Source organism: Candidatus Binatia bacterium, assembly GCA_036382395.1.
Classification (GTDB): Bacteria; Desulfobacterota; Binatia; order HRBIN30; family HRBIN30; genus JAGDMS01.
Window position 1 is genome coordinate 1 of sequence record DASVHW010000039.1, and the last position, 20,443, is coordinate 20,443.

Sequence of the window (20,443 nt, forward strand, 5' to 3'; positions counted from 1 at the left end):
TGCGGCAGTATCGGCGCGCCCCCGCCAAGCACGCCGACGAGACCGGCTGGAGGACCGATGGGCACAACGGCTATGCGTGGCTGTTCGCCACCACCGATCTCTCGCTCTTTCGCTTCCGCTCGACCCGCTCGGCCGCAGTGCCGCGCGAAGTCTTCGGCTCCCGGCGTCTGCCCGGCGTGCTCGTGGTCGATCGGTACAACGCCTACAACAAGCTCCCCTGCCGCCTCCAGTATTGCTACGCGCACCTGCTGCGCGAGGTGAAGGATCTGGGGCGCGAGTTCGAGGAGAACCCCGAGGTCCAGGCCTTCACCACCACCTTCGCGCCATTGCTGGCTCAGGCGATGAGCCTGCGCCGGCTGCCAATCCCCGCTGCCCAGTATGACGCGCAAGCCGGCGCCCTCAAGCAACACATCATCGACGCCGCTGACGCGCAGGCCCAACACCCCGGCATCCACCGCATTCAGGCCATCTTCCGCGACCACGCCCAGCGGCTCTACCACTGGGCCGCCGACCGTCGCGTGCCCGCGGAGAACAATCTCGCCGAGCGCGAGCTGCGTCCCCTCGTCATCGCGCCTAAGGTCAGCTTCGGCTCGCAATCCGAAGCCGGTGCCCGCACGCGGGAGACGCTCATGACGGTGCTGGCCACTCTACGTCGACGCTTTGCGGATTTTGAGGCACGCTCCAAACGCGCCCTGGATGAACTTGCGCGCAAGCCGACGGCAGATCCCTACACGCTGCTCTTCCGCAACCATTCGCCGCCGTGAGCCCGCTCTCGCTCAGACATCCGCGAGTCAGCGCCACCAAGACTGAGGGGTTACGCGATGCGCCAGGTTTGCCTATTATTCAAACAAAAATCCAGGTAGACTGAATCTGCATGCATACGCCGTCTCCATCGATGCGCGACTTGGTCCGGCGATTGCGGGCTGTCAGCCAGACCGCCTCCGATCCGCACGTCCATGAAGCGGCGGTGGTGATTGAGAAGCTGCGGATTTCCCTGACAAGATTCGCCGGCGCCGACGGCTTCGCATCGCTCCTGCGGCGAGCGTTGATGCTGGCCAGCGCGGACGTGCCTTCCCTGCAAAGCGTCAAGGTCGGTGCGGACGGTCGCTTGGAAGGAATTGAACAACTCGCCGCTGAGACGGGCACTGGCGCGGCGCGCGCGGGGGGTGAGGCGGCGGTCGCGGTCGCAGCGCATCTGCTCGAGCTGCTGGTCACCTTCATCGGCGAACCCCTCACGCTGAGGCTGGCGCGCGAGGCCTGGGCTGACACATCTCTGGACGAGTACAATTCAAGAATCGAGGCGGATTGATGAGCATCCAAGGGAAAGACCAGGGAAAAAATCAAGGCAAGGACCGAGTGAGCATTCGGCAACTGCCCGTCGGCGTGCCGGGCCTTGATCAAATCCTCGGCGGCGGCCTCCCCGAGTACTCCTTCAACATCATCGCCGGCGCCCCCGGCTCCGGCAAGACCACGCTCGCGCATCAATTCATGTTCGCTAACGCCAGCCCAGAGATGCCGGCGCTGTACTTCACCGTGCTGGGCGAGCCGTCCATCAAGATGCTGCGCTACCAGCAGCAGTTCACGTTCTTCGACGATGCCAAGATGGACGGTGGGATCCGCTTCGTTAACCTCAGCCAGCTCGTTTTGGGCCATGACCTCGGAGCGGTCCTCGATGCCATCATCAAGGAGGTCGAAGCCTCCAAAGCGCGCATCGTCGTGGTGGACTCGTTCCGCACCGTGGTGCGCAAGGCGCTGACCAACGCGAGCGAAATGGAGCTCCAGGGCTTCGTCCAGCGGCTGGCGCTTCACCTGACCAGTTGGCAGGCCACCACGTTTCTGATCGGCGAGTACGTCGAAGGCGAGCTGCGCGACAATCCGGTCTTCACCGTGGCCGACGGGCTGTTCTGGCTCTACCAGAGCATCGAGCGCAGCTCGATCGTGCGCAAGCTGCAGGTTATGAAGCTCCGCGGCCAAGAGTCCGTGCCCGGCTTGCACACTTTCCGCATCACCGAGGATGGCCTACAAGCCTTCCCGCGCACCTTCGGGTTCGTCGGAGAAGCAGGGCAGATCAAGGGCCGGCGGCGTCTTTCCACCGGGATCAGCGAACTCGATGCGATGATGGGCGGCGGCCTCCCCGAAGGCGACAGCCTGCTCCTGGCCGGACCTTCCGGAGCGGGCAAGTCGATACTCGCCACGCAGTTCATCGCCGAGGGTTTGCGCCAAGGCGAGCCGGGGATCGTGGCCGTCTTCGAGGAGATACCGGCCGAGTACGTGCAGCGGGGCGCCATGTTGGGCTTTGACTTCGAGACGCCCCAGAAAGACGGCACGCTCAAGATCATCTACCTCCGGCCGCTGGACCTCTCCGTCGATGAGACGGTGCACGAGATCGTCAGCAGCGTTAAGAAGCTCGGCTGCAAGCGGCTGGTCATCGACTCGCTGGTCGGCTTCGAGATGGCGCTGGCCCCCGGCTTCCGCACCGACTTCCGCGAGTCGCTGTACCGCATGATCGCGGCCCTCACCCGCCTGGGCGTGACCATCGTCAGCACCGTCGAGACCGAGGAGAACTTCACCTCGATGGACCTGAGCAACTTCACCGTTTCGTTCCTGGCCGACGACATCGTGCGCCTGCGCTATGTCTCGATCAAGGGCCAACTCCGCAAGATACTCCTGGTGGTGAAGATGCGCCGCAGCGAGCACAGCATCGACATGTGCGAATACCAGATCACCTCCAAGGGGATGGTCATCGGCCAGCCGTTGCGCGGCTACCGCGGCCTGACCAGCGGCATCCCCAGTCCCTGGCCGCTCCATTCCGATGACATTCCGCAACTGCGCGCCGAGGCTGAAGGAGATGATCCCACTGGATAGGCCTCCAACAACAGGCCCCCCGGCCCCCCAAGCCGACCGCGCTTTTGAGCAGCAGCTGCGCGAGATGAACGAGGCGCTCCTGTTGTCTTTGGTCCGCCAGCAGGAGTTGGCTGAGCAGGCGCTGCAGGCCGAGCAAAAGTTGCATGAAGATGAGCGCGTGCGGCAACGGCAGCTTGAGCTGACCAATGCCACGCGGGTGAGCACCGTCGGCGAACTTGCCACCGGCCTCGCGCACGAGCTCAACCAGCCGCTCTCGTCGATTTCCAACTTGGCGGAGGCCTGTAGCCAGTATGTGAGGGCCGGGACCATCGATACGGCCAAGCTCCTCGGGCTCTTGTCGGACATCGCCAACGAATCCATGCGGGCTGCCGGGATCGTCGCCCACCTCCGCAGTTTCGTCGACAAGGGCGAAGCGCAGCTCGATCCGGTCGACCTGGGCAAGATCGTGGGTCACGTCCCCCACCTGATGCTCCGGGAGCTGGAGCGGGCCCGGATCGCGCTACGCATCGATCTTCCGGCCCGGCAGTTGCGCGTCGATGCCGATCAGATTCAGATCGAGCAAGTGATCGTGAACCTCACCCAGAACGCCATGGACAGCATCGAGGAAGCCGACGGCCCCCAGCGCCTGATCGAGCTGAGCGCCCGTTCCGTCAACGGAATGGGCGAGGTCAGCGTCCGGGACACCGGCACCGGCGTTTCCGAGCCGACCGCCGAACGGATGTTCGAAGCTTTCTTCACGACCAAGACAAAGGGACTCGGGATGGGCTTGGCGCTCAGCCGCTCCATTCTCGAAGCGCACTGGGGCCGCATCTGGATGGAAGCCCCATCGGATGGCGGACCGGGAACCGTCGTGCGCTTCTCGATACCGCTGAAAGGACCGAAACTACGACGTAAGGATCGGACTGTGTGACAGAAGGAGCTGCAACGGTTTTCGGATGCTCCTGTGACATCCACTCCCAGCTGCCGGTCCCCCGAAGTGAAGACGGGCGCCTCTCTCCGGGGGTAACCATAGTTCCAGGTGATTGGGAAGGCACTGAAGTAGGACGTGAAGTAGGACGCCTCCGTCGGGCGTTGCCGGTCAAATCGCAATGCGCTCGATCTCGTCGAGCGTGATCTGGTCGGTGGTGCTGTCGTAGAGCTTGGTCGTGCGCGGTGACTCGTGCGCGGCGATCTGTTGCGCGTGCTCGAGGTGCCGCCGTTTTCCAAGTAAGCTGTGATGCCCGTGGCACGGAACGTATGACACCCGAGCTTCGTCTTGATGCCCGCGTCCTTGGCGCGCTGGCGGATCATTCGCCACGCATCAGCTTGCGCCATGTGCGCCAGTGAGAGCGGCCGACCGACGGCCACCGCGAAGGTTCTAAACAGCGGCCCCTTCTTCTCGTCACGGATCCCGGCGGCATCGAGGTAGGCGTCGATGTACTCTTCGAGCGCGTGGTGCACGGACACGACGTGCTCCTTGCCGCCCTTCTCGTGCAGCCGCAGCTTCCAGCGCTTCCCTTCGGGGTAGTAGTCCTCGATCTTCATCGCGAGCGCGGCGCCGATGCGCGCAAATGAGTACACGAGTGTTCCGATGAGCGCGCGATCGCGCAGGCCCGCGAGCGACGTCGTGTCAATCGCATCGAGCAGCTCGCGAGTCTCCTCGCGCGTGAGCACTGGCGTCTTGCCGCGCTTGATGACGTGCTTCGGCCCGCGCACCGAGTGCGCCGGGTTCGTCGGCATCACCTGACCCACCACCAACCAATCGAAGAGCATGCGTACGGCCGCGAGCTCCTGCTTCACGGTCGGCTTTGATTGCGTCTGCAAGCGGTGTTCGAGATAGGCGGCAACGATGGTCGGGTGGATCTGCTCGAGCTGGTGTATCCGCCGGGCGTCGCACCACCGAAAGAACTCACCGACGCTGCGGCCGTAGGCCCGGCGGGTGTTCGGGTTGCGGATGTTGGCGGTGAAGAATTCGATGAAGCGCCACGCGGCGCGATCGCCGGCGCCAGCGATGAGCGAAGGACGTTATCATGCGTAGGCGACAGGGCGACTCACCTGGCGGCGCTGGCGCGCATCACAACCGTGGGACCGGAGGGTGACGTTCTTGCGTGCACACGTCGGCGCTGAGGGTGGCACGTTGACTCGCGTTGTAGTTTGGTATTAAGTACCACGCGTGTCCATGAACCGATCGGACCATGGAACCACCACGCTGAGGGCGCTGGAGGCGGCGTGCCGACGGCACGGCGTGCCGCTCACGGTACAGCGCCGCGTGATTCTGCAAGCCCTTGCCAGCCGTGACGACCACCCGACACCCGACCAGATTTTAGAACAGGTGCGCGCGCGCCTCCCGGAGGTCTCCCGCACCACCGTCTATCGGGTGCTCGATACGCTCGTGAACCTTGGGCTCGCCGTCAAAATCTGCAGCCCAGGCACCAGCGCGCGCTTCGATCCCAAGACTCACCGTCATCATCATCTCGTGTGCCTGCAGTGCGAGAAAGTCATAGACTTCGAGGCGCCCGCGCTCAACTCCCTGCCCCTTCCCGATGCGAAAGCGCACGCGTTCGACATCCACGACTACTCGGTCCATTTTCGTGGCCTCTGCGCGGCCTGTAAGGGGCAGCGGGCTGACCCGAACCAGAAGCGCCAGCGGCGGCCACCTGCCAAGATCAAGGGGAAGACCCGATGAAGAAAAGCAGCGGAACACCCCGAAGGCGTGGCAACGCTGCACGCAGTGACGCAGGCGCCAGAGCCAGACAACATCGCTCGGCTTGTACCAACCTCTAAAACGAAAGGAGCACCAGCAATGAAACGACCATCATGGAGCGTCAGACGGACGATATACACCGGTGTGTATGCTGCTGCCCTCGTCCTTCCACTCGCGGTGGCGGCGGAAGAGCCGGCGAAGAACTCCAGCTACGCGCCCGTCGCCATCGGCGAGGACTTCAGCGCGATCATGGCGCGCATGAAGGCGGCCAAAGCCGGGGTGGAGAAGCGGCAGGCCGATCTGCTCAAGGAACGCTACGACCTGAGCAACCGGCCGGCGAAGGGCGTCACCATGTCGCGCGGCAAAGCGGTCCAGGAAGGGGTCCGCGCGACGCTGTCAAAAGGGGTGACCTGGGAGGCGCTCGCCGCGATGAGCCCCGATGAGATCCGGGACAAGGATACCTTCCCCGCAGGTTTCCTGCCGCTCCCTCATCCAAATCACCCCGAAGGTGGTATGCTCTTCCCCAAGTTCCACATCGACGAGATCAAGAAACAGGAAGGCCGCGATCTCACCCGTTTCGACCTGGACTTCGACCTGCCTGATCACTTCCTCCCGGAGTTTCCAGCCCCGATCTACTTGACGACACGCCCCGATCTCGGTGACGTATCGAAGGGCAAGCTCCTGACCGTCGACAATTACTACGAGCTGTTCAATGGGATCTTGAACCCGAAGCAGATCGACGGCCTCCGCCTGCTGCTCACCCCCTTTCCACAGCAGCAGTTCAACCAAACCGAAGACCGCCGCTCCGAGCGGCCGAGCCGGGGCGTTGCCTGCTTCGACTGCCATGCAAACGGCCACACCAACGCCTCCACGCATCTCGTCGGCGACATCCGCCCGCAGGAGTTCCGCCACCGCATCGAGACCCCGTCGCTGCGGGGTGTGAACATCCAGCGTCTCTTCGGCTCCCAGCGGGCACTGAAGAGCGTTGAAGACTTCACCGAGTTCGAGCAGCGCGCCGCCTACTTCGACGGGGATCCGGTGACCGCCACCAAGAAGGGCGTCAACATCCTCGAACGCGCCAGCCAGGTCCACGACATGGCGGAGTTCCAGGAACTGCTCGACTTCCCACCGGCCCCGAAGCTCGGCATCGACGGCAAGCTGGAGCCCACGAAAGCCACCGAGTCGGAGAGGCGCGGCCAGGATCTCTTCTTCGGGAAGGCCCAGTGTGCCAGCTGCCACCCGGCCCCCTATTACACCGACAACACCATGCACAATCTCCAGGTGGAGCGCTTTTACAAACCGCGCATGATCAACGGCCTCATGGCCAGCGCCGATGGGCCTATCAAGACCTTCCCCCTGCGCGGCATCAAGGATTCCCCGCCGTACCTGCACGACGGGCGATTGCTGACGCTGGAGGACACCGTCGCGTTCTTCAATCTCGTGACCAGCGTCAAGCTCAACGAGCAGGAGAAGACGGATCTTGTGGCCTTCATGCGGCAGCTCTAAAGGTAGGCACCCCCTTCGAGTGGACCGCTGCGCGGTCGATTGGCACGGGAGTGCTTGGAATCGTCCGGTACGTGTGGTTGAAGAACACCTATGCCGGGCGATCCGCAGCAGCCAGCACGCAGGGCGCGCCAGGCGGAGGTCGTCAGGATCGCTGAGCGCGTTCTGAAGACGCCGGTTGGCGTCTTGCAGGTCGCTGCGTCAGACGATGCGATCCTGTACATTGAACTGCCTCGCCGTCGCGGTTCCGAACCGCGCTTCGAGCGCTGGCTTCATGGCCGCCTTCTCCGCCGCGGCGAGACGCCGGTACTGCGGGCTGCCCTTGCCCAACTCCGCCAATACTTCGCCGGCAAGCGCCGGCGCTTCGATGTGCCGGTGGACCCCGCCGGTACGGAATTCCAGCAGCGTGTGTGGCGATTGGTCGCGGATATTCCGTATGGGGAAACCGTTTCGTATGGCCGTCTGGCTGCGGAACTTGGTGGCCCCGAGCTGGCGCGCGCCGTGGGTGCAGCTGTCGGTGCCAACCCCATTCCCATCGTCATTCCCTGCCACCGCGTCATCGGTGCCGACGGCTCCCTGACGGGCTACCGCGGCGGCTTGCAGATGAAGATCTGGCTGCTGCGTCATGAGGGTGCGCTGTTGGCGTGAACCCCGCTTCCGAGCAGGTTGCGAGCGTCGGGCCTACATCCTCGCCGGCGGAGGGACGTTTCTCGTTCACAGGAAGCGCGAGGCTGGCGCTGGCTCTCAGCTATGCCGTCAGGCAGCGCCGCGCGCGGCAGAACGTGACGGACACACCCGCGAATCGGTCACGATAGAAGCCCGTATCCTGTAACACGACTGTAACATTTCCGTGCTAAGCTGCGTCCGCTTAGGACGGTCAGTCGATGGTCAGCGTAGGCGAACGAGCCCGACTCACGAACACAGTTCACGACGTACTTGCCCCCCGCATCTCGAGGCATGTGAATCTGGGCGACTGGATGTTCCACGCGCTGACGGGCGGGTTTGCGCTGGCGCTGCTGGGCGTGCTGGGGTCGATCGTTGTGGTCCTGGGGTACGAATCGTCGGATTCGATCCGGACCTTCGGGTGGAGCTTTCTGGTGACGTCGACGTGGGACCCGGTGTTCAAGCAATTCGGGGCCTTACCGTTCATCTACGGCACGGTGGTGTCCGCGTTCCTGGCGCTGTTGCAAGCCGTGCCGCTGGGGATTGGCACAGCGGTATTTTTGAGTGAGCTGGCCCCGAGCTGGGTGCGGGCGCCGGTGTCGTTTCTGGTCGAATTCCTAGCCGCTATTCCGAGCGTGATCTACGGCTTGTGGGGCGTGTTTGTGCTGATCCCGTGGGAACGGACTTACATCCAGCCGGCGCTGGCGTCGACGTTGGGGTTCCTCCCATTTTTCCAAGGGCCGAAATACGGCATCGGGCTGCTGACGGCCTCCATGGTGCTGGCGGTCATGATTGTGCCGTACATCACCTCGGTGGCGCACGAGGTGCTGCGGGCGGTGCCCAACGCGCAGCGGGAAGCGGCATTGGCATTGGGAGCGACCAAGTGGGAGATGCTCCGACTGGCCGTGCTGCCCTACGGACGCACGGGCATCATCGGCGCCATCATGCTGGGGCTGGGGCGCGCTATCGGGGAGACGATGGCAGTCACCATGGTGATCGGGAACCGGGGCGACATTGCCCTGTCCCTGTTCGCGCCGGCCAACACCATGGCCAGCGTCATCGCCAATGAGTTCAGTGAGGCCACGTACGATCTCTACGTGCAGGCGCTGGTGGAAATCGCCCTGGTGCTGCTGATCGTCACCGTCATCATCAACGCGCTGGCGCGCCTGTTGGTCTGGAGCGTGGCGAACCCGGCCGCCGGGGCCCGGGGGGCGTGAGCATGGGCTACACGCAACGCCGGGTGGTGAGTGCCGCCGCGCAGGTGGGAGCGGCGTTGTGCGCCGTCGCGGTGTTGCTCCCCTTGGTCCTGATCTCCGGCGATCTGTTGGCGAAGGGCGTCTCGGCGCTCAACCTGGACTTCTTTACGCAGCTCCCGAAGCCGGTCGGGGAGGTCGGCGGGGGGATGGCGAACGCAATCGTCGGCACGCTGGTGCTGATCGGTTTGGCCTGCGCCGTGGGGCTGCCCGTCGGGGTATTGGCCGGGGTGTATCTCTCGGAATACGGTCACGGCCGGTTGGGCTGGCTCGTCCGCTTTGCGGCGGATGTGTTGATGGGGGTGCCGTCGATCGTCATTGGGATCTACGTCTACACGCTGATCGTGCTGCCGCTGCACAGCTTCTCGGCGTATGCGGGCGGGTGCGCGCTGGGGATCATCATGCTGCCCATCGTGACGCGGACCACCGAGGAGATGCTGCGGTTGGTCCCGGGTTCGTTGCGCGAGGCGGCGCTGGCCCTCGGTGTGCCGACGTGGCGCACCATCATCTGGGTGGTGCTGCGCACGGCGCGGGGCGGGATCATCACGGGCATTATGCTGGCGGTGGCGCGCGTGGCGGGGGAGACCGCGCCGCTGCTGTTTACGGCGTTCGGCAACCAGTTTTGGCATCACGGCCTGAGCGGGCCGATCTCGTCGCTGCCTGTGCAACTCTACGCTTATGCCATCTCCCCGTTCGACGACTGGCATCGGCAGGCGTGGGCCGGGGCGTTGGTGTTGATGGGGCTCATCTTTCTGACGAGCTTGTCGGTCCGCCTGCTGACGCGTGGTGGATTCCGCTCCACGCTCTGAGACGCGCATGGCAAACAAGCTCGAAGTGCGCAACTTGAATGCCTGGTTCGGTCACAACCAGGCTCTCAAGGCCATTGATCTGGCCATATCGGGGGGCGGCGTAACGGCGATCATTGGGCCGTCCGGCTGTGGCAAATCCACCCTGGTGCGCTGCCTCAACCGCATGCATGAGGTGGTGCCGGGGGCGCGGGTCAGCGGACAGGTGCTGCTCGAAGGGGAAGATATCTACGCGCCCGGGGTGGACGCGGTGCAGGTGCGGGCCCGGGTCGGGATGGTGTTTCAGCGCCCCAATCCGTTTCCGACGATGTCGATCTTCGACAACGTGGCCGCCGGCTTTCGGCTGAACGGGGGGCGACGCTCGCGGGGCGAGGTGGCGGCGATGGTGGAGCGCAGCCTGCGGCAGGCGGCCCTGTGGGAGGAGGTCAAGGACTGCCTGCACGCCTCCGGCGTCAGCATCTCCGGCGGGCAGCAGCAACGCTTGTGTATCGCCCGCGCCTTGGCGGTGCGGCCCGAGATCATCCTCATGGATGAGCCGTGCTCGGCACTCGATCCGATCGCGACGGCCAAGATCGAGGAGCTGATTCGCGAGCTCAAAGAGACGTACACCATCGTGATCGTGACCCACAACATGCAGCAGGCGGCGCGGGTGTCCGACTCTACCGCTTTCCTCTATCTCGGGACCCTTGTAGAATTCGGTTCGACCGACAGGATCTTCACCGCACCGGAGAAGAAAGAGACCGAGGACTATATAACTGGCCGCTTCGGTTAGGAGGTTGTGTGGAAGCCCGTTTGCATACCGATCGACACTACGAGGCCGAGCTCAAGCAGCTGCACGTCAGGATCCTGGAAATGGGAGGCTGCGTCGAGAAGCAGATTGCCGGCGCCGTCGCCGCGCTGGTCAGCCGTGATGACGGGCAAGCACGGCGGATCATCGAGGGCGATCATCATGTCAACCGCATGGATGTCGAGATCGACGAACTCTGCCTGCGTCTGCTCGCCTTGCATCAACCAGCCGCCAGAGACCTGCGGCTGATCACCACCGGCCTGAAAATCACGACCGATCTCGAGCGCATTGGCGACATGGCGGTCAACCTGTGCGAGCGTGTGTTGGAGCTGAATCGGGAGCCGCAGCTGAAGCCCTTCATTGACATCCCACGCATGGCGGAGGTGGCGCAGCGCATGCTGCGAGAGAGCCTCGACAGTTTCGTGCGAGAGGACATCGAACTGGCGCTGGGCGTGTGCCGCGAAGACGACATCATCGACGGTCTGACGTCGCAGCTGTTCCACGAGCTGCTGGCATACATGGCCGAGGACCCGCGCACGATTAGCCGCGCCATTCCGCTGCTGTTCGTTGCCAAGTACCTGGAACGCATCGGCGACCATGCCACCAACATCGCCGAGATGGTCGTCTTCATGGTGAAGGGGAAGAGCATCCGACACATGGACCAGGTTCCGCCGTCCGTATGACACCTCCGATCCCGCAGGCGATGACCGCGGCTCGGCCTGGCGCCGGCGAGAAGCCGTTGATCCTCGTTGTCGAAGACGAAAAGGATATCGCTGAGCTGGTGCGCTTCAATCTGGAGCAGGAAGGCTTTGCGGTGGCCACCGCCGCCGACGGCGAACAAGGACTCGATGCAGTGCGTCAGCGGCGGCCGGCATTGGTGATCCTCGATCTGATGCTGCCTTTGATGTCGGGGCTCGAAGTCTGTCGCCGGTTGCGTGGCGATGCGGCCAGCGCGCGATTGCCGATAGTGATGCTGACCGCCAAAGCCGCGGAGGTGGATCGCATTCTCGGTTTCGAGATGGGTGCGGACGATTACGTGACCAAACCGTTCAGTCCGCGGGAGCTGGTGGCCCGAGTGCGCGCTGTTTTGCGACGGGCGTATGGCGAGGAGATCGAACGGCCGCAGGATGTGTACGAAAAGGGACGTTTGCGGATGGACTTCGACACCTACGAAGTCGCGCTCGACGGTAAGCCGCTCGATCTATCCCTGCGTGAGTTCGAGCTGCTGCGCTTCTTCGTTCGCTCGCCCAACCGTGTCTTCGATCGCCTGCAAATCCTTGATCTGGTGTGGGGACAGGACACGTATGTCGAGCCACGCACGGTGGACGTGCACGTGCGCCGCTTGCGGGCGCGTATCGAGCGGGATGACGCCCACCCCGAACTGATTGTGACCGTGCGAGGGGTAGGGTACAAGTTCAACGAACGCGCGCTGGAACCCTAGCGGGCTGTGCCCAGCGTCCCTTCGGCGGGGCCGCTCCCGGTTGGGTTGCCCCTCGACGATACTCGGGACAGGCTTGGGGCGGCGAGGAACGAAACTGGACTCAGATGCGTCGACTTCCGTACCCCAAGCCCGCTGGCCTTCTGACGCGCCTGCTCGCGCCGTATCTGTTCACGCTGCTGGCGGTTGCGATCAGCTTGTACGCCTACAGCGATCGCGTTGTCGAACACCTGTATGTCAACACGCTAGCGGATACGGTGCTGCGCCAAGCCCGGCTCGTCGGGGAGCTGCTCCCGTGGGACCTGCAGGGCGAGGCAATGGACCGGCGCTGTGCGGCCGTGGCTGCGACGGTCGGTGCGCGGGTGACGGTGATTGCGTCCGACGGCACCGTGCTCGGCGACTCGGAAGCCGCATCGGCAACACTCGAAAACCATCTGGACCGCCCTGAGGTTCAGGCCGCACTCAGCCTGGGTGAAGGGCGCAGCGTGCGCGTCAGTGCCAGTGTGAACCGCCGCCTCTTCTATCGTGCCTGGCGGCAGACACGCCGTGACGAAGGTCAGAGCCGGCAGCGGGTCGTTCGCCTGTCCGTGTCGATGAGTACCATCGAGGAGGTTCGGGCTCGAATTCGCGCGGCCATTTGGGGCGGACTCGGTGTGGCGGCGCTGGCGGCCCTGTGGCCGGCGCTGGTGCTTTCCCGCCGCCTGTCGCGCCGTGTGTCCCGTCTGACGGAATTCTCCAACGCGGTTGCGGCCGGGGCGCCCCCGCCGCCGCTGCTCCCCGAAGGCGAGGACATCGTCGGTCGGCTGGAGACGAATCTGGTCGCCATGGCCGACGGCCTCAGTGCCCGGCTTTACACCGCGCGCGAAGAGCAGGGTAAGCTCGAAGCCGTCCTCAGCGGCATGGTCGAAGGCGTGCTCGTGATCGACCGCGCCGGAACCATTCGGCTCGCCAATCAGCGTGCTGAACGGCTGTTCGGGGGGTGGCCGACGGGAGGCTTGGTCGGCCACCCGCTGATCAATGTATCGCGCGATCCTGATCTGCAGGAGCTGGTGCGCGAGGTGACACGCGGCGAACGCGGGCGCCGCCTGGTGCGGGAGATCGGTGGCCGAGGTGAAAGCTTGCAGGCAACGGCAACCCCGATGGCTGAATTAGAGGGCGAGCCGCGGCTCTTCATCTTGGTCTTTCACGACGTCACCGAACTGAAAAAGCTGGAATCGGCGCGGCGCGATTTCGTGGCCAATGTCTCGCACGAGTTGCGCACGCCGTTGACCGCTATCCGCGGATACGCGGAGACACTGCGGGAAGGGGCGTTGGACGATCCGGAGCAGGGACGCAAGTTCCTCAGTATCATCGAGCGGCACGCCGAGCGCTTGACGCGCTTGACCGAAGACTTGCTGACGTTGTCCGATCTTGAACTGGGGCGCGCGGCACTACGGAGTGTGCCGACGGTGCTGGCACAGGCGGTTGATGCCGCGGTCGATGTGGTTCGGGAAAAGGGAGAGCAAGGGCGCGTCGAGATCCGTTCCGACCTGGCACCGGATCTTCCTCCGATCTGCGGCGACCCCGACCGGATCGAGCAGGTGCTGGTGAATCTCATCGACAACGCCGTGAAGTTCACGCCCGCCGGTGGCCAGGTGACGATCAGGGCGCACGTTGCTGAGGTGTCCCAGACAGGTGGCGCCGAGCGGGCGAGCGGCGACACGCAAGGCCGATGGATCGCCATCTGTGTCGCCGACACCGGCGTCGGCGTGCCGAGGCATCATCTCCACCGTTTGACCGAACGCTTCTACCGCGTCGACCAGGCGCGCTCCCGCGAACTCGGCGGTACGGGCTTGGGACTGGCCATCGTCAAGCATATCGTCCAGGCCCACGGCGGTAGCCTGCGCATCGAGAGCGAAGTCGGCCGCGGTACGCAGGTCTACGTGTACTTGCCGGCGGCGGAGGCCAACTCGGATCGGTGATATCGCTCAAAACATCGCGCTGGCGATGATGCACATCCCTGATCCGGCCAGGTGGAGTACACCTTCTGACGGCTGGGGTTGGAGGCGAGAAGGAACGATTGACGGTCTCCGAGTGGCTTGGCAGGAGCCGTGTGGGGACCGGAGCTGAAAGATGAAATGTGGCAACCTAGGGTTTTTGCTGCCCTTGATCGCCATCGCGGCTACAGGCTAACGTTGCGGAGTGAAAGCGACCAGGCGCCCGCGGTGCAGCCTCTGTTTCGCATGAGACGTGGGGCGCGGTCGCGGCCGATGGAGGAGAACGAGTAGAGATGCCAGAACGCTCCCGGAGTACGGCGCAGTTGCTTGGGTATGCGGACGATGCCCGCCTGTTGATCATCAACGCCGACGATTTCGGCATGTGTCACGCGGAAAACGTGGCGACGATTGCCGGTTTGGAGCAGGGCGCCTTCTGCTCGTCGACGATCATGGTCCCGTGTCCGTGGTTTGAAGAAGCCGCGGCCTTCGCTCGTCGCATGCCGACCGCGGACCTCGGCGTGCACATCACCCACACCAGCGAATGGGAGACGTACAAATGGGGCCCCGTCATTGGTGCCAGCGCCGTACCGAGCCTGGTGGATGGCGGCGGCAATTTCTACCCTGAGGTCCGGTCGCTGTATGCCCACGCCCGGCTCGATCAGGTCGAGCGCGAAACCCGCGCGCAGATCCAGAAGGCCCTGGCCGCTGGCATCGACGTGACGCATCTCGATTCGCACATGGGCACCGTGCAGCTTGACGTCAACTATCACGACTTGTACCTGCGGCTGGCGGCAGAGTTTCGCCTGCCGATTCGCATCGCGGGGCGCCTGTGGATGCGCGATATGGGGATGGGACGGATCATCGATCAGGCCGATCGCCTCGGCGTGCTCTCGCCTGACCATTTCTGGTACGGCGGACCGCAGAGCCCGGAGGGTACCGCCGCGTACTGGACGAACGTGCTGCGTAACCTTCAGCCCGGGGTGAGCGAACTGTATGTGCATGCGGCTGTCGATGAGCCCGAGATGCGGGCGATCAGCGACTCCTACGCGCAGCGCGTGGCCGATTACGAGTTCTTCACCGCGCCACCGACGCGCGCGCTGATTCGCGACCTCGGCATCACCCTTATCGGTTACCGCGCCTTGCGTGATCTGCAACGCCGCCTGGAAACATGCTGAGCGCGCTCCTAGCGACCCTGGTCGTTCTCGCTTCCCTTGGGCTGCTGCTCTATCTCGTCGGCTTGCTCTTCAATGCGGCGAGCCTGCCGCTGGGTGGATGGCTGGAGCGGCGCCGGTTTGCCCGCTACGTGGCGCGCGCCCGCCGCTGCGATGTGCTCATACAACAGGGGCGTACCGATCTCGCACTGCGGCAACTGCGCGCGGCGTTTTATCTGTACGCGGTGAGCAGCCGGTCCGTGTCCATGTCTGTCGCGAATCACCATACGGGCTTGCTGAGCCGGCTCATTTCCATGACCTCCGATCTCCATGACGGTACGGTGCGCCTGCTGTCCCTGGCGAAGACGGACAGACTGCTCACCGAGCGGAGCGAGCTGCAGCGCCGCTACTTTGCGGTCCGGCAAGGCGCGCGTAAGGACAGGCTACGAGAGATCCAGACGCAGCTGAGTGCCAACAGCCGGGATCTGGAAGCGGCGTTGGAACAGCTGCTCACGGAAGCCCGCGCTGTACGCAAGCCGGCGCAGTATCACTGAAGGGAATGTCTGAGCCGGATGTTGGGGTACAGGGCCGCCGGCCCTCAAGCCCCCACGCCCCAGTCCCCGCTGTCCAATTGATTCCTTGGTGTGCGACAGGTAGGGATGGGCGGCGAGGACGTGAATTGGCGGAAGGAGATGTTTTGTGGCGGGATCCCCACATCGGCTTCACAAACACCCACGTATTGAGCCGCGTCCGATCGACCAGCACATTACGCTGACCGAGCTGGTGGATGGGACCTTTTTGGCTTACAACGCCGGCCGCTTGCGGGAAGCCTGCCACCTGTTTGCCCGCCGCATGCTGGCCGACGACGTCACCGTCGGCGTCAGCTTGACCGGTGCCATGACCCCAGCCGGCCTGGGCATGGCGGTCATCATCCCACTCATCGAGTCCGGCTTCATCGATTGGATGGTCAGCACCGGCGCGAATCTGTACCACGACACCCATTTCGGCATCGGTCTGGAGATGCACATGGGTACGCCCTTTGCCAACGACGTCGAGCTGCGCCAACAGGGCATCGTGCGCATCTATGACATCTTCTTTGATTATAAGGTCTTGCTCGAAACCGACTCCTTCTTTCGCCAGGTGATCGCCGCACCGGAATTCCAGAAACCGATGAGCACCGCCGAGTTCCACTACCGCGTCGGCGCGTACGTGCGCGAACGCGAGCGGGTGCTCGGCTTGCCGCGCCGCTCGGTCCTGGCGGCAGCGCACGACTACGGCGTGCCGATTTACACCTCCTCTCCAGGTGACAGCTCGATCGGCATGAACGTGGCCGCCATGGCGCTGCAGGACAACAAGCTCACGTTCGATGTCTCCCGCGATGTGAATGAGACCGCAGCCATCGTGCTGGCGGCGAAAGCGGCGGGTGGGAAGAGTGGGCTTTTGATGATCGGCGGCGGCTCTCCAAAGAACTTCGTGTTGCAAACCGAGCCGCAGATCCAAGAGGTCTTGGGCATCGCGGAGAAGGGGCACGATTATTACCTGCAGATCACCGACGCCCGCGCCGATACCGGCGGCCTCTCTGGTGCCACGCCCGGAGAGGCAGTGAGCTGGGGAAAGGTCGATCCGGCTGGCCTACCGGATACCGTGGTGTGTTACCTTGACGGCACCGTTGGCCTCCCCATATTGACGGCCTATGCCATGGCCAATCATCCGGTCCGCAAGCCCAAGCGGTTGTACGACCGGTTGGATGAAATGATGGCGGCGCTGGTGTGCCGATACCAGGAAGTCTCACGCGATGAGTGACCCACTGATGTACGGACGGGAGTTGGCGGTGGCGGTGGACGCGGCTCGCGCTGCGGGAAAGATCGTGCAGGCTTGGTACGAGGGCGATTACACGGTGCGCCAGAAGGCGCACGACAGCCCCGTTACCGAAGCGGACACGGAAGCGAACCACTGCATCCAGGCGATCATCAGCGAGAACTTTCCGGAAGATGGCTGGCTGTCCGAGGAAACGCGCGACTCCGCCGAGCGCCTGGGCCAGAGGCGCGTGTGGGTCGTCGATCCACTCGACGGCACCAAAGAGTTCATCAACCACATCCCCGAGTTCTGCGTCTGCATCGCGCTGGTCGACGACGGAGTGCCGGTGGTGGGTGTGAGCTACAATTCGGCGCGCGAGGAGATGTTTGCCGCCGCGCTTGCTCGCGGTGCCACGCTAAATGATGCCCCCGTGCGTGTGAGTCCGGTGGGTGACATCATGGCCGCTCGGTTCCTCGCTAGCCGTTCAGAATCGGCGCGCGGCGAATGGGACGAGTTTCAGTCGAGCTTGCGCGTGGAGCTGACCGGCAGCGTCGCGTACAAGCTGGCGCTGATCGCCGCGGGGCAGGCCGATGCAACCTTCAGCTTGACGCCCAAGAACGAATGGGACATCTGCGCCGGCACGGCGCTGATCACGGAAGCGGGTGGCCGCATTACGGACCGCTACGGAAAGCCCCTGCGCTTCAACCAGCGGCGCGAGACGCTGCTGCCAGGCCTGATCGCCAGCAATGCGACGCTGTACGCGCCCATCGTGGAGCTGCTGCGCCAACGCGGCCACATGCAGTCCTGAGTGCCGAGTCCTGAGGAGGAACTTTGTGGTGCGACAGCTACGCCGGGTAAGCGGCCCGCCTGATGATGGCATCCAGCAGCGGGCCCGGGACCGACTGGCTGACGTTCTCGATCGCTAGGCGTTCAGGCCGGCCGCCGAAGATCTCGCAGCCGCGGCGTAACACCCGACATGCCCACGGCGAGTCGAGTCGGGGTCCGTTGACGGATTCCACTTCCATGAAGTTCCCCGCACCCCAAATGTACGAGACGAAGCTGCGATTGATGAAGCTGGACAGGCCGGGGTAGGGATCGAACGCCCGCGCGCTCCACGGCGTGGCCTGTGCGCTCACTTCCAACAGGTAGGCGAAGCTCGCGAGGTCGTGATCGATCACACTTTCCGAGGCGATCACCAGCCCCACTTCAGGCGTGGCGACATGCCCGCTGTCCGGACCGAACGACGTCTGCACCTGCGTGCCGACGGAGAGCACGAGGCGCAACCGCTCGCGGATTTCACGGCAACCGTTGATATCGGCAACCTTCTCCGCGAAAGTTGCGCCGTCGCGGTGCAGTTCGTGCCGGCTGTCCTCGCGCAGCCAGCCGACCGCGACCTTCAGACCGAGTGTGGATCCCGCCATGATATGCTTGCTGACGCGTGGCAGGTAGATGATGTGGTCGACCTCGGTCACCAGTTTGGGAAGAAAGATATCGTTCTTGAAGTGACTTCCTGCCGGCGGTCCGGCAACGAAGTAACCTTGGTACCCGGCTTCTTCGAAGCATACCACCTGAGCATTTCCCGCGAGGCCCGCTTGCTCCAGTCCGTTATTGCGCAAGCAGACACGGGTGGAGCCGCGCTGACTTTGTGGCGTGTGGTGGACGAACTGCACGCCGGACTGTTCGCCGACATACACCGTGGCACCGCGTTCGCGCAGCAGACTTGCCATGACGGTCACCGCCGCCGGGTGTGTGGTTGCCGGATACGGGTTCGGCGAGTTGGACACCGGCTTGAGGAGCACCCGGTCGCCCGGTTTCAGCCAGGAAAAGTCGGTTGCGGTGTGCGCCGCCTCACGAATGGCGCCCTCCAGGGCACCGGAAGCGGCTTGCCGCGGGACACCGACTAGGGCCACGCGTGTGGCAGGGCGGACCGGCAGCGGCGGGAGCGCCTCGACCGTTGCCGCCGCACTGACAGCCGACAGTGGCCCGGCCACCGTGCTGGCGGCCACGGCGGCCCCCACACGCAAGAACTGGCGCCGGCTACAACCCGGCGGCAGACATATTTGGGCAGGGCCGTGTGCATCGCTGCTCTGGGCCATAGTCGCTCTTTCTCATCCGTGCTGAAGCGAAGCCTCGTTAGTGCTCCGTTACGCTTTCGACTTCAAAGCCTGTTTCTATGATCATGCGACGCGCCGCTTCCGCCGCCTGTCCGGGGGTGGTGAGATACCCTTCGACGAAAATCGAGTTGGCGGGGTAAAGAGCCAGTGCTTGAAACCAACCGAGGTTGAATTCGCGTCCACCCGCGACGCGGATCTCGCTGGCGGGATTGGTGAAGCGGAACAGACAGAGCGCACGCAAGCAGTACCCAGGCGTCAGCTCGCGACGTTTTGCCATCGGCGTGCCGTCGATCGGGTGCAAGAAGTTGACCGGCAGCGAGTCGACCTGCAGATCCCGCAGGGCAAAGGCGAGATCGATCACGTCTTCTTCCGTCTCCCCCATGCCGATGATGCCGCCGCAGCAGGTGGCGAGGCCGGCACGGCGCACAGCCCGCATGGTTTCGATGCGGTCCTCATACGAGTGGGTAGAGCAGATCTCCGGATAAAATCGGCGGCTGGTGTTCAAATTATGATTCACCCAGCCTACGCCCGCGGCTTTGAGTGTGCGGGCGGTTTCTTCCCCCATCAAGCCGAGGGAGACGCACAGTTCGAGATGCGGAAACTCGGCCTTGATCGCGTGTGCCGCTGCCGTGAAGCGGGCGACATCCGTCTGGCTGGGACCGCGGCCGCTCGCCGCCATGCAGTAGCGGCGGGCGCCGGTCGCTACGGCTCGGCGCGCGCCGGTCAAGAGCTCCGCAACCGAATCGAGGCGGTAGCGCGGAATGGCAGCCTCGGAAATGGCGGATTGCGAACAGTAGTGACAATCCTCCGGACACAAACCGCTGCGGGCGTTTCGCAGCAGGCAGATCTTCACCCGCCGCCCCCAGTAGCGCTCCCGAACGCGGAACGCGGCATGCAGCACTTCTGGTAAATCCTCATCCGGCGCGTTGAGAATGGCGAACGCTTGCTCGCGGTCGATCTCGGTGCCGGCGAGGACGGCGTCGGCTAGCGGGTTCAGTGGCGTCGCTTGACACACCGTGGAAACAGCTGATCGCATGATCCGAGCAGCTACCAGCATGCACTGCGGCTCGCAAGACCCACTAGCGCAACGCGCACTGGCCTATTATTCTGAAATATATGAGCGTCGATACGATGAGATTTCGTGCTGATCACCCCGTGACGGTCCTGCTGTCGGCAACGGTGGCGTTGCTTGCGTCGTGCGCGCCACCGGTCGCGCCACCGCTGCCCCCGCCAATGGTGCCCACACCGGCGGTATCAGAGGAAGAAATCAGGCCGGTGGTAAGGCCCAGCATCGCCATCACCGACCTCAGCGAAATCCGGAGTCCTGACGGCAAGTCGGTGACCGTTACTGGCACGCTGGTGAACCGCGGCACGGGGCCGAGCCATCAGGTGTACGTCCGCGTCGAA

Annotated in this window: 20 protein-coding genes and 1 pseudogene; 18 read left to right on the plus strand and 3 right to left on the minus strand. The window is 64.2% G+C overall.

Translation table 11 applies throughout. The annotated features are described in order from the left end of the window. From VF515_02095 to VF515_02110, 4 genes are all read left to right on the plus strand, one after another. Positions 1-764, plus strand: a 764-nt coding sequence (locus VF515_02095) for a transposase (protein ID HEX7406419.1), incomplete at its 5' end; no start/stop codon positions are given. Positions 765-895: 131 nt separating this feature from the next. Continuing rightward, positions 896-1,309 (plus strand): hypothetical protein, encoded by a 414-nt coding sequence (locus VF515_02100; protein ID HEX7406420.1) that lies wholly within the window; start codon positions 896-898, stop codon positions 1,307-1,309. Next, entirely contained in the window at positions 1,309-2,865 is a 1,557-nt protein-coding gene (locus VF515_02105) for an ATPase domain-containing protein (protein ID HEX7406421.1), read from the plus strand. The genes VF515_02100 and VF515_02105 overlap by 1 nt, the downstream gene beginning before the upstream one ends. 64 nt (positions 2,866-2,929) lie before the next feature. Next, entirely contained in the window at positions 2,930-3,775 is an 846-nt protein-coding gene (locus VF515_02110; protein HEX7406422.1) for an ATP-binding protein, read from the plus strand. A gap of 168 nt (positions 3,776-3,943) precedes the next feature. On the opposite strand, the pseudogene VF515_02115 reads toward VF515_02110, so the two are convergent. Further along, a pseudogene (locus tag VF515_02115) lies at positions 3,944-4,857 on the minus strand (tyrosine-type recombinase/integrase). Between the two features lie 166 nt (positions 4,858-5,023). On the opposite strand from VF515_02115, the gene VF515_02120 reads away from it, so the two are divergent. From VF515_02120 to VF515_02180, 13 genes are all read left to right on the plus strand, one after another. Continuing rightward, the gene (locus tag VF515_02120) at positions 5,024-5,530 is read left to right on the plus strand and encodes a transcriptional repressor (GenBank protein ID HEX7406423.1); all 507 of its coding nucleotides are present in this window, start codon (positions 5,024-5,026) and stop codon (positions 5,528-5,530) included. Between the two features lie 117 nt (positions 5,531-5,647). Beyond that, entirely contained in the window at positions 5,648-7,054 is a 1,407-nt protein-coding gene (locus VF515_02125; protein HEX7406424.1) for a cytochrome B6, read from the plus strand. Positions 7,055-7,144: 90 nt separating this feature from the next. Further along, entirely contained in the window at positions 7,145-7,699 is a 555-nt protein-coding gene (locus VF515_02130) for a methylated-DNA--[protein]-cysteine S-methyltransferase (protein HEX7406425.1), read from the plus strand. A gap of 236 nt (positions 7,700-7,935) precedes the next feature. Next, positions 7,936-8,931 (plus strand): phosphate ABC transporter permease subunit PstC, encoded by a 996-nt coding sequence (gene pstC / locus VF515_02135; GenBank protein HEX7406426.1) that lies wholly within the window; start codon positions 7,936-7,938, stop codon positions 8,929-8,931. Between the two features lie 2 nt (positions 8,932-8,933). Continuing rightward, the gene (gene pstA, locus VF515_02140; protein HEX7406427.1) at positions 8,934-9,776 is read left to right on the plus strand and encodes a phosphate ABC transporter permease PstA; all 843 of its coding nucleotides are present in this window, start codon (positions 8,934-8,936) and stop codon (positions 9,774-9,776) included. Between the two features lie 7 nt (positions 9,777-9,783). Continuing rightward, entirely contained in the window at positions 9,784-10,545 is a 762-nt protein-coding gene (pstB, locus tag VF515_02145) for a phosphate ABC transporter ATP-binding protein PstB (protein ID HEX7406428.1), read from the plus strand. An 8-nt stretch (positions 10,546-10,553) separates the two neighbouring features. Further along, positions 10,554-11,243 carry a phosphate signaling complex protein PhoU gene (gene phoU, locus VF515_02150; protein HEX7406429.1) on the plus strand — a complete coding sequence of 230 codons (690 nt, stop codon included), beginning with the start codon at positions 10,554-10,556 and terminating at the stop codon, positions 11,241-11,243. Further along, positions 11,240-12,001: a response regulator transcription factor gene (locus VF515_02155; protein ID HEX7406430.1), complete on the plus strand. Its 762-nt coding sequence runs from the start codon at positions 11,240-11,242 to the stop codon at positions 11,999-12,001. The genes phoU and VF515_02155 overlap by 4 nt, the downstream gene beginning before the upstream one ends. A 104-nt stretch (positions 12,002-12,105) precedes the next feature. Further along, positions 12,106-13,959 carry an ATP-binding protein gene (locus VF515_02160; protein HEX7406431.1) on the plus strand — a complete coding sequence of 618 codons (1,854 nt, stop codon included), beginning with the start codon at positions 12,106-12,108 and terminating at the stop codon, positions 13,957-13,959. 308 nt (positions 13,960-14,267) lie between these two features. Further along, on the plus strand, positions 14,268-15,149 hold the full coding sequence (locus VF515_02165) for a polysaccharide deacetylase family protein (GenBank protein ID HEX7406432.1): 882 nt from the start codon (positions 14,268-14,270) through the stop codon (positions 15,147-15,149). Beyond that, positions 15,143-15,679, plus strand: coding sequence for a hypothetical protein (locus VF515_02170; GenBank protein HEX7406433.1), 537 nt, complete (start codon positions 15,143-15,145; stop codon positions 15,677-15,679). The genes VF515_02165 and VF515_02170 overlap by 7 nt, the downstream gene beginning before the upstream one ends. Before the next feature lie 145 nt (positions 15,680-15,824). After that, positions 15,825-16,928 carry a deoxyhypusine synthase gene (gene speY, locus VF515_02175; protein HEX7406434.1) on the plus strand — a complete coding sequence of 368 codons (1,104 nt, stop codon included), beginning with the start codon at positions 15,825-15,827 and terminating at the stop codon, positions 16,926-16,928. Next, the gene (locus tag VF515_02180) at positions 16,921-17,730 is read left to right on the plus strand and encodes a 3'(2'),5'-bisphosphate nucleotidase CysQ (protein HEX7406435.1); all 810 of its coding nucleotides are present in this window, start codon (positions 16,921-16,923) and stop codon (positions 17,728-17,730) included. Before speY ends, VF515_02180 begins: the two co-directional genes overlap by 8 nt. Before the next feature lie 37 nt (positions 17,731-17,767). Here the strand turns inward: VF515_02180 and VF515_02185 are convergent, their stop codons facing one another. Together VF515_02185 and bioB are read right to left on the minus strand one after the other, a co-directional pair. Further along, entirely contained in the window at positions 17,768-18,928 is a 1,161-nt protein-coding gene (locus VF515_02185; protein HEX7406436.1) for a DUF362 domain-containing protein, read from the minus strand. Positions 18,929-19,055: 127 nt separating this feature from the next. Continuing rightward, positions 19,056-20,072 (minus strand): biotin synthase BioB, encoded by a 1,017-nt coding sequence (gene bioB / locus VF515_02190; GenBank protein HEX7406437.1) that lies wholly within the window; start codon positions 20,070-20,072, stop codon positions 19,056-19,058. A gap of 95 nt (positions 20,073-20,167) precedes the next feature. Here bioB and VF515_02195 point away from each other — a divergent pair. Next, a partial coding sequence (locus VF515_02195) for a hypothetical protein (GenBank protein ID HEX7406438.1) occupies positions 20,168-20,443 on the plus strand: 276 nt, incomplete at its 3' end.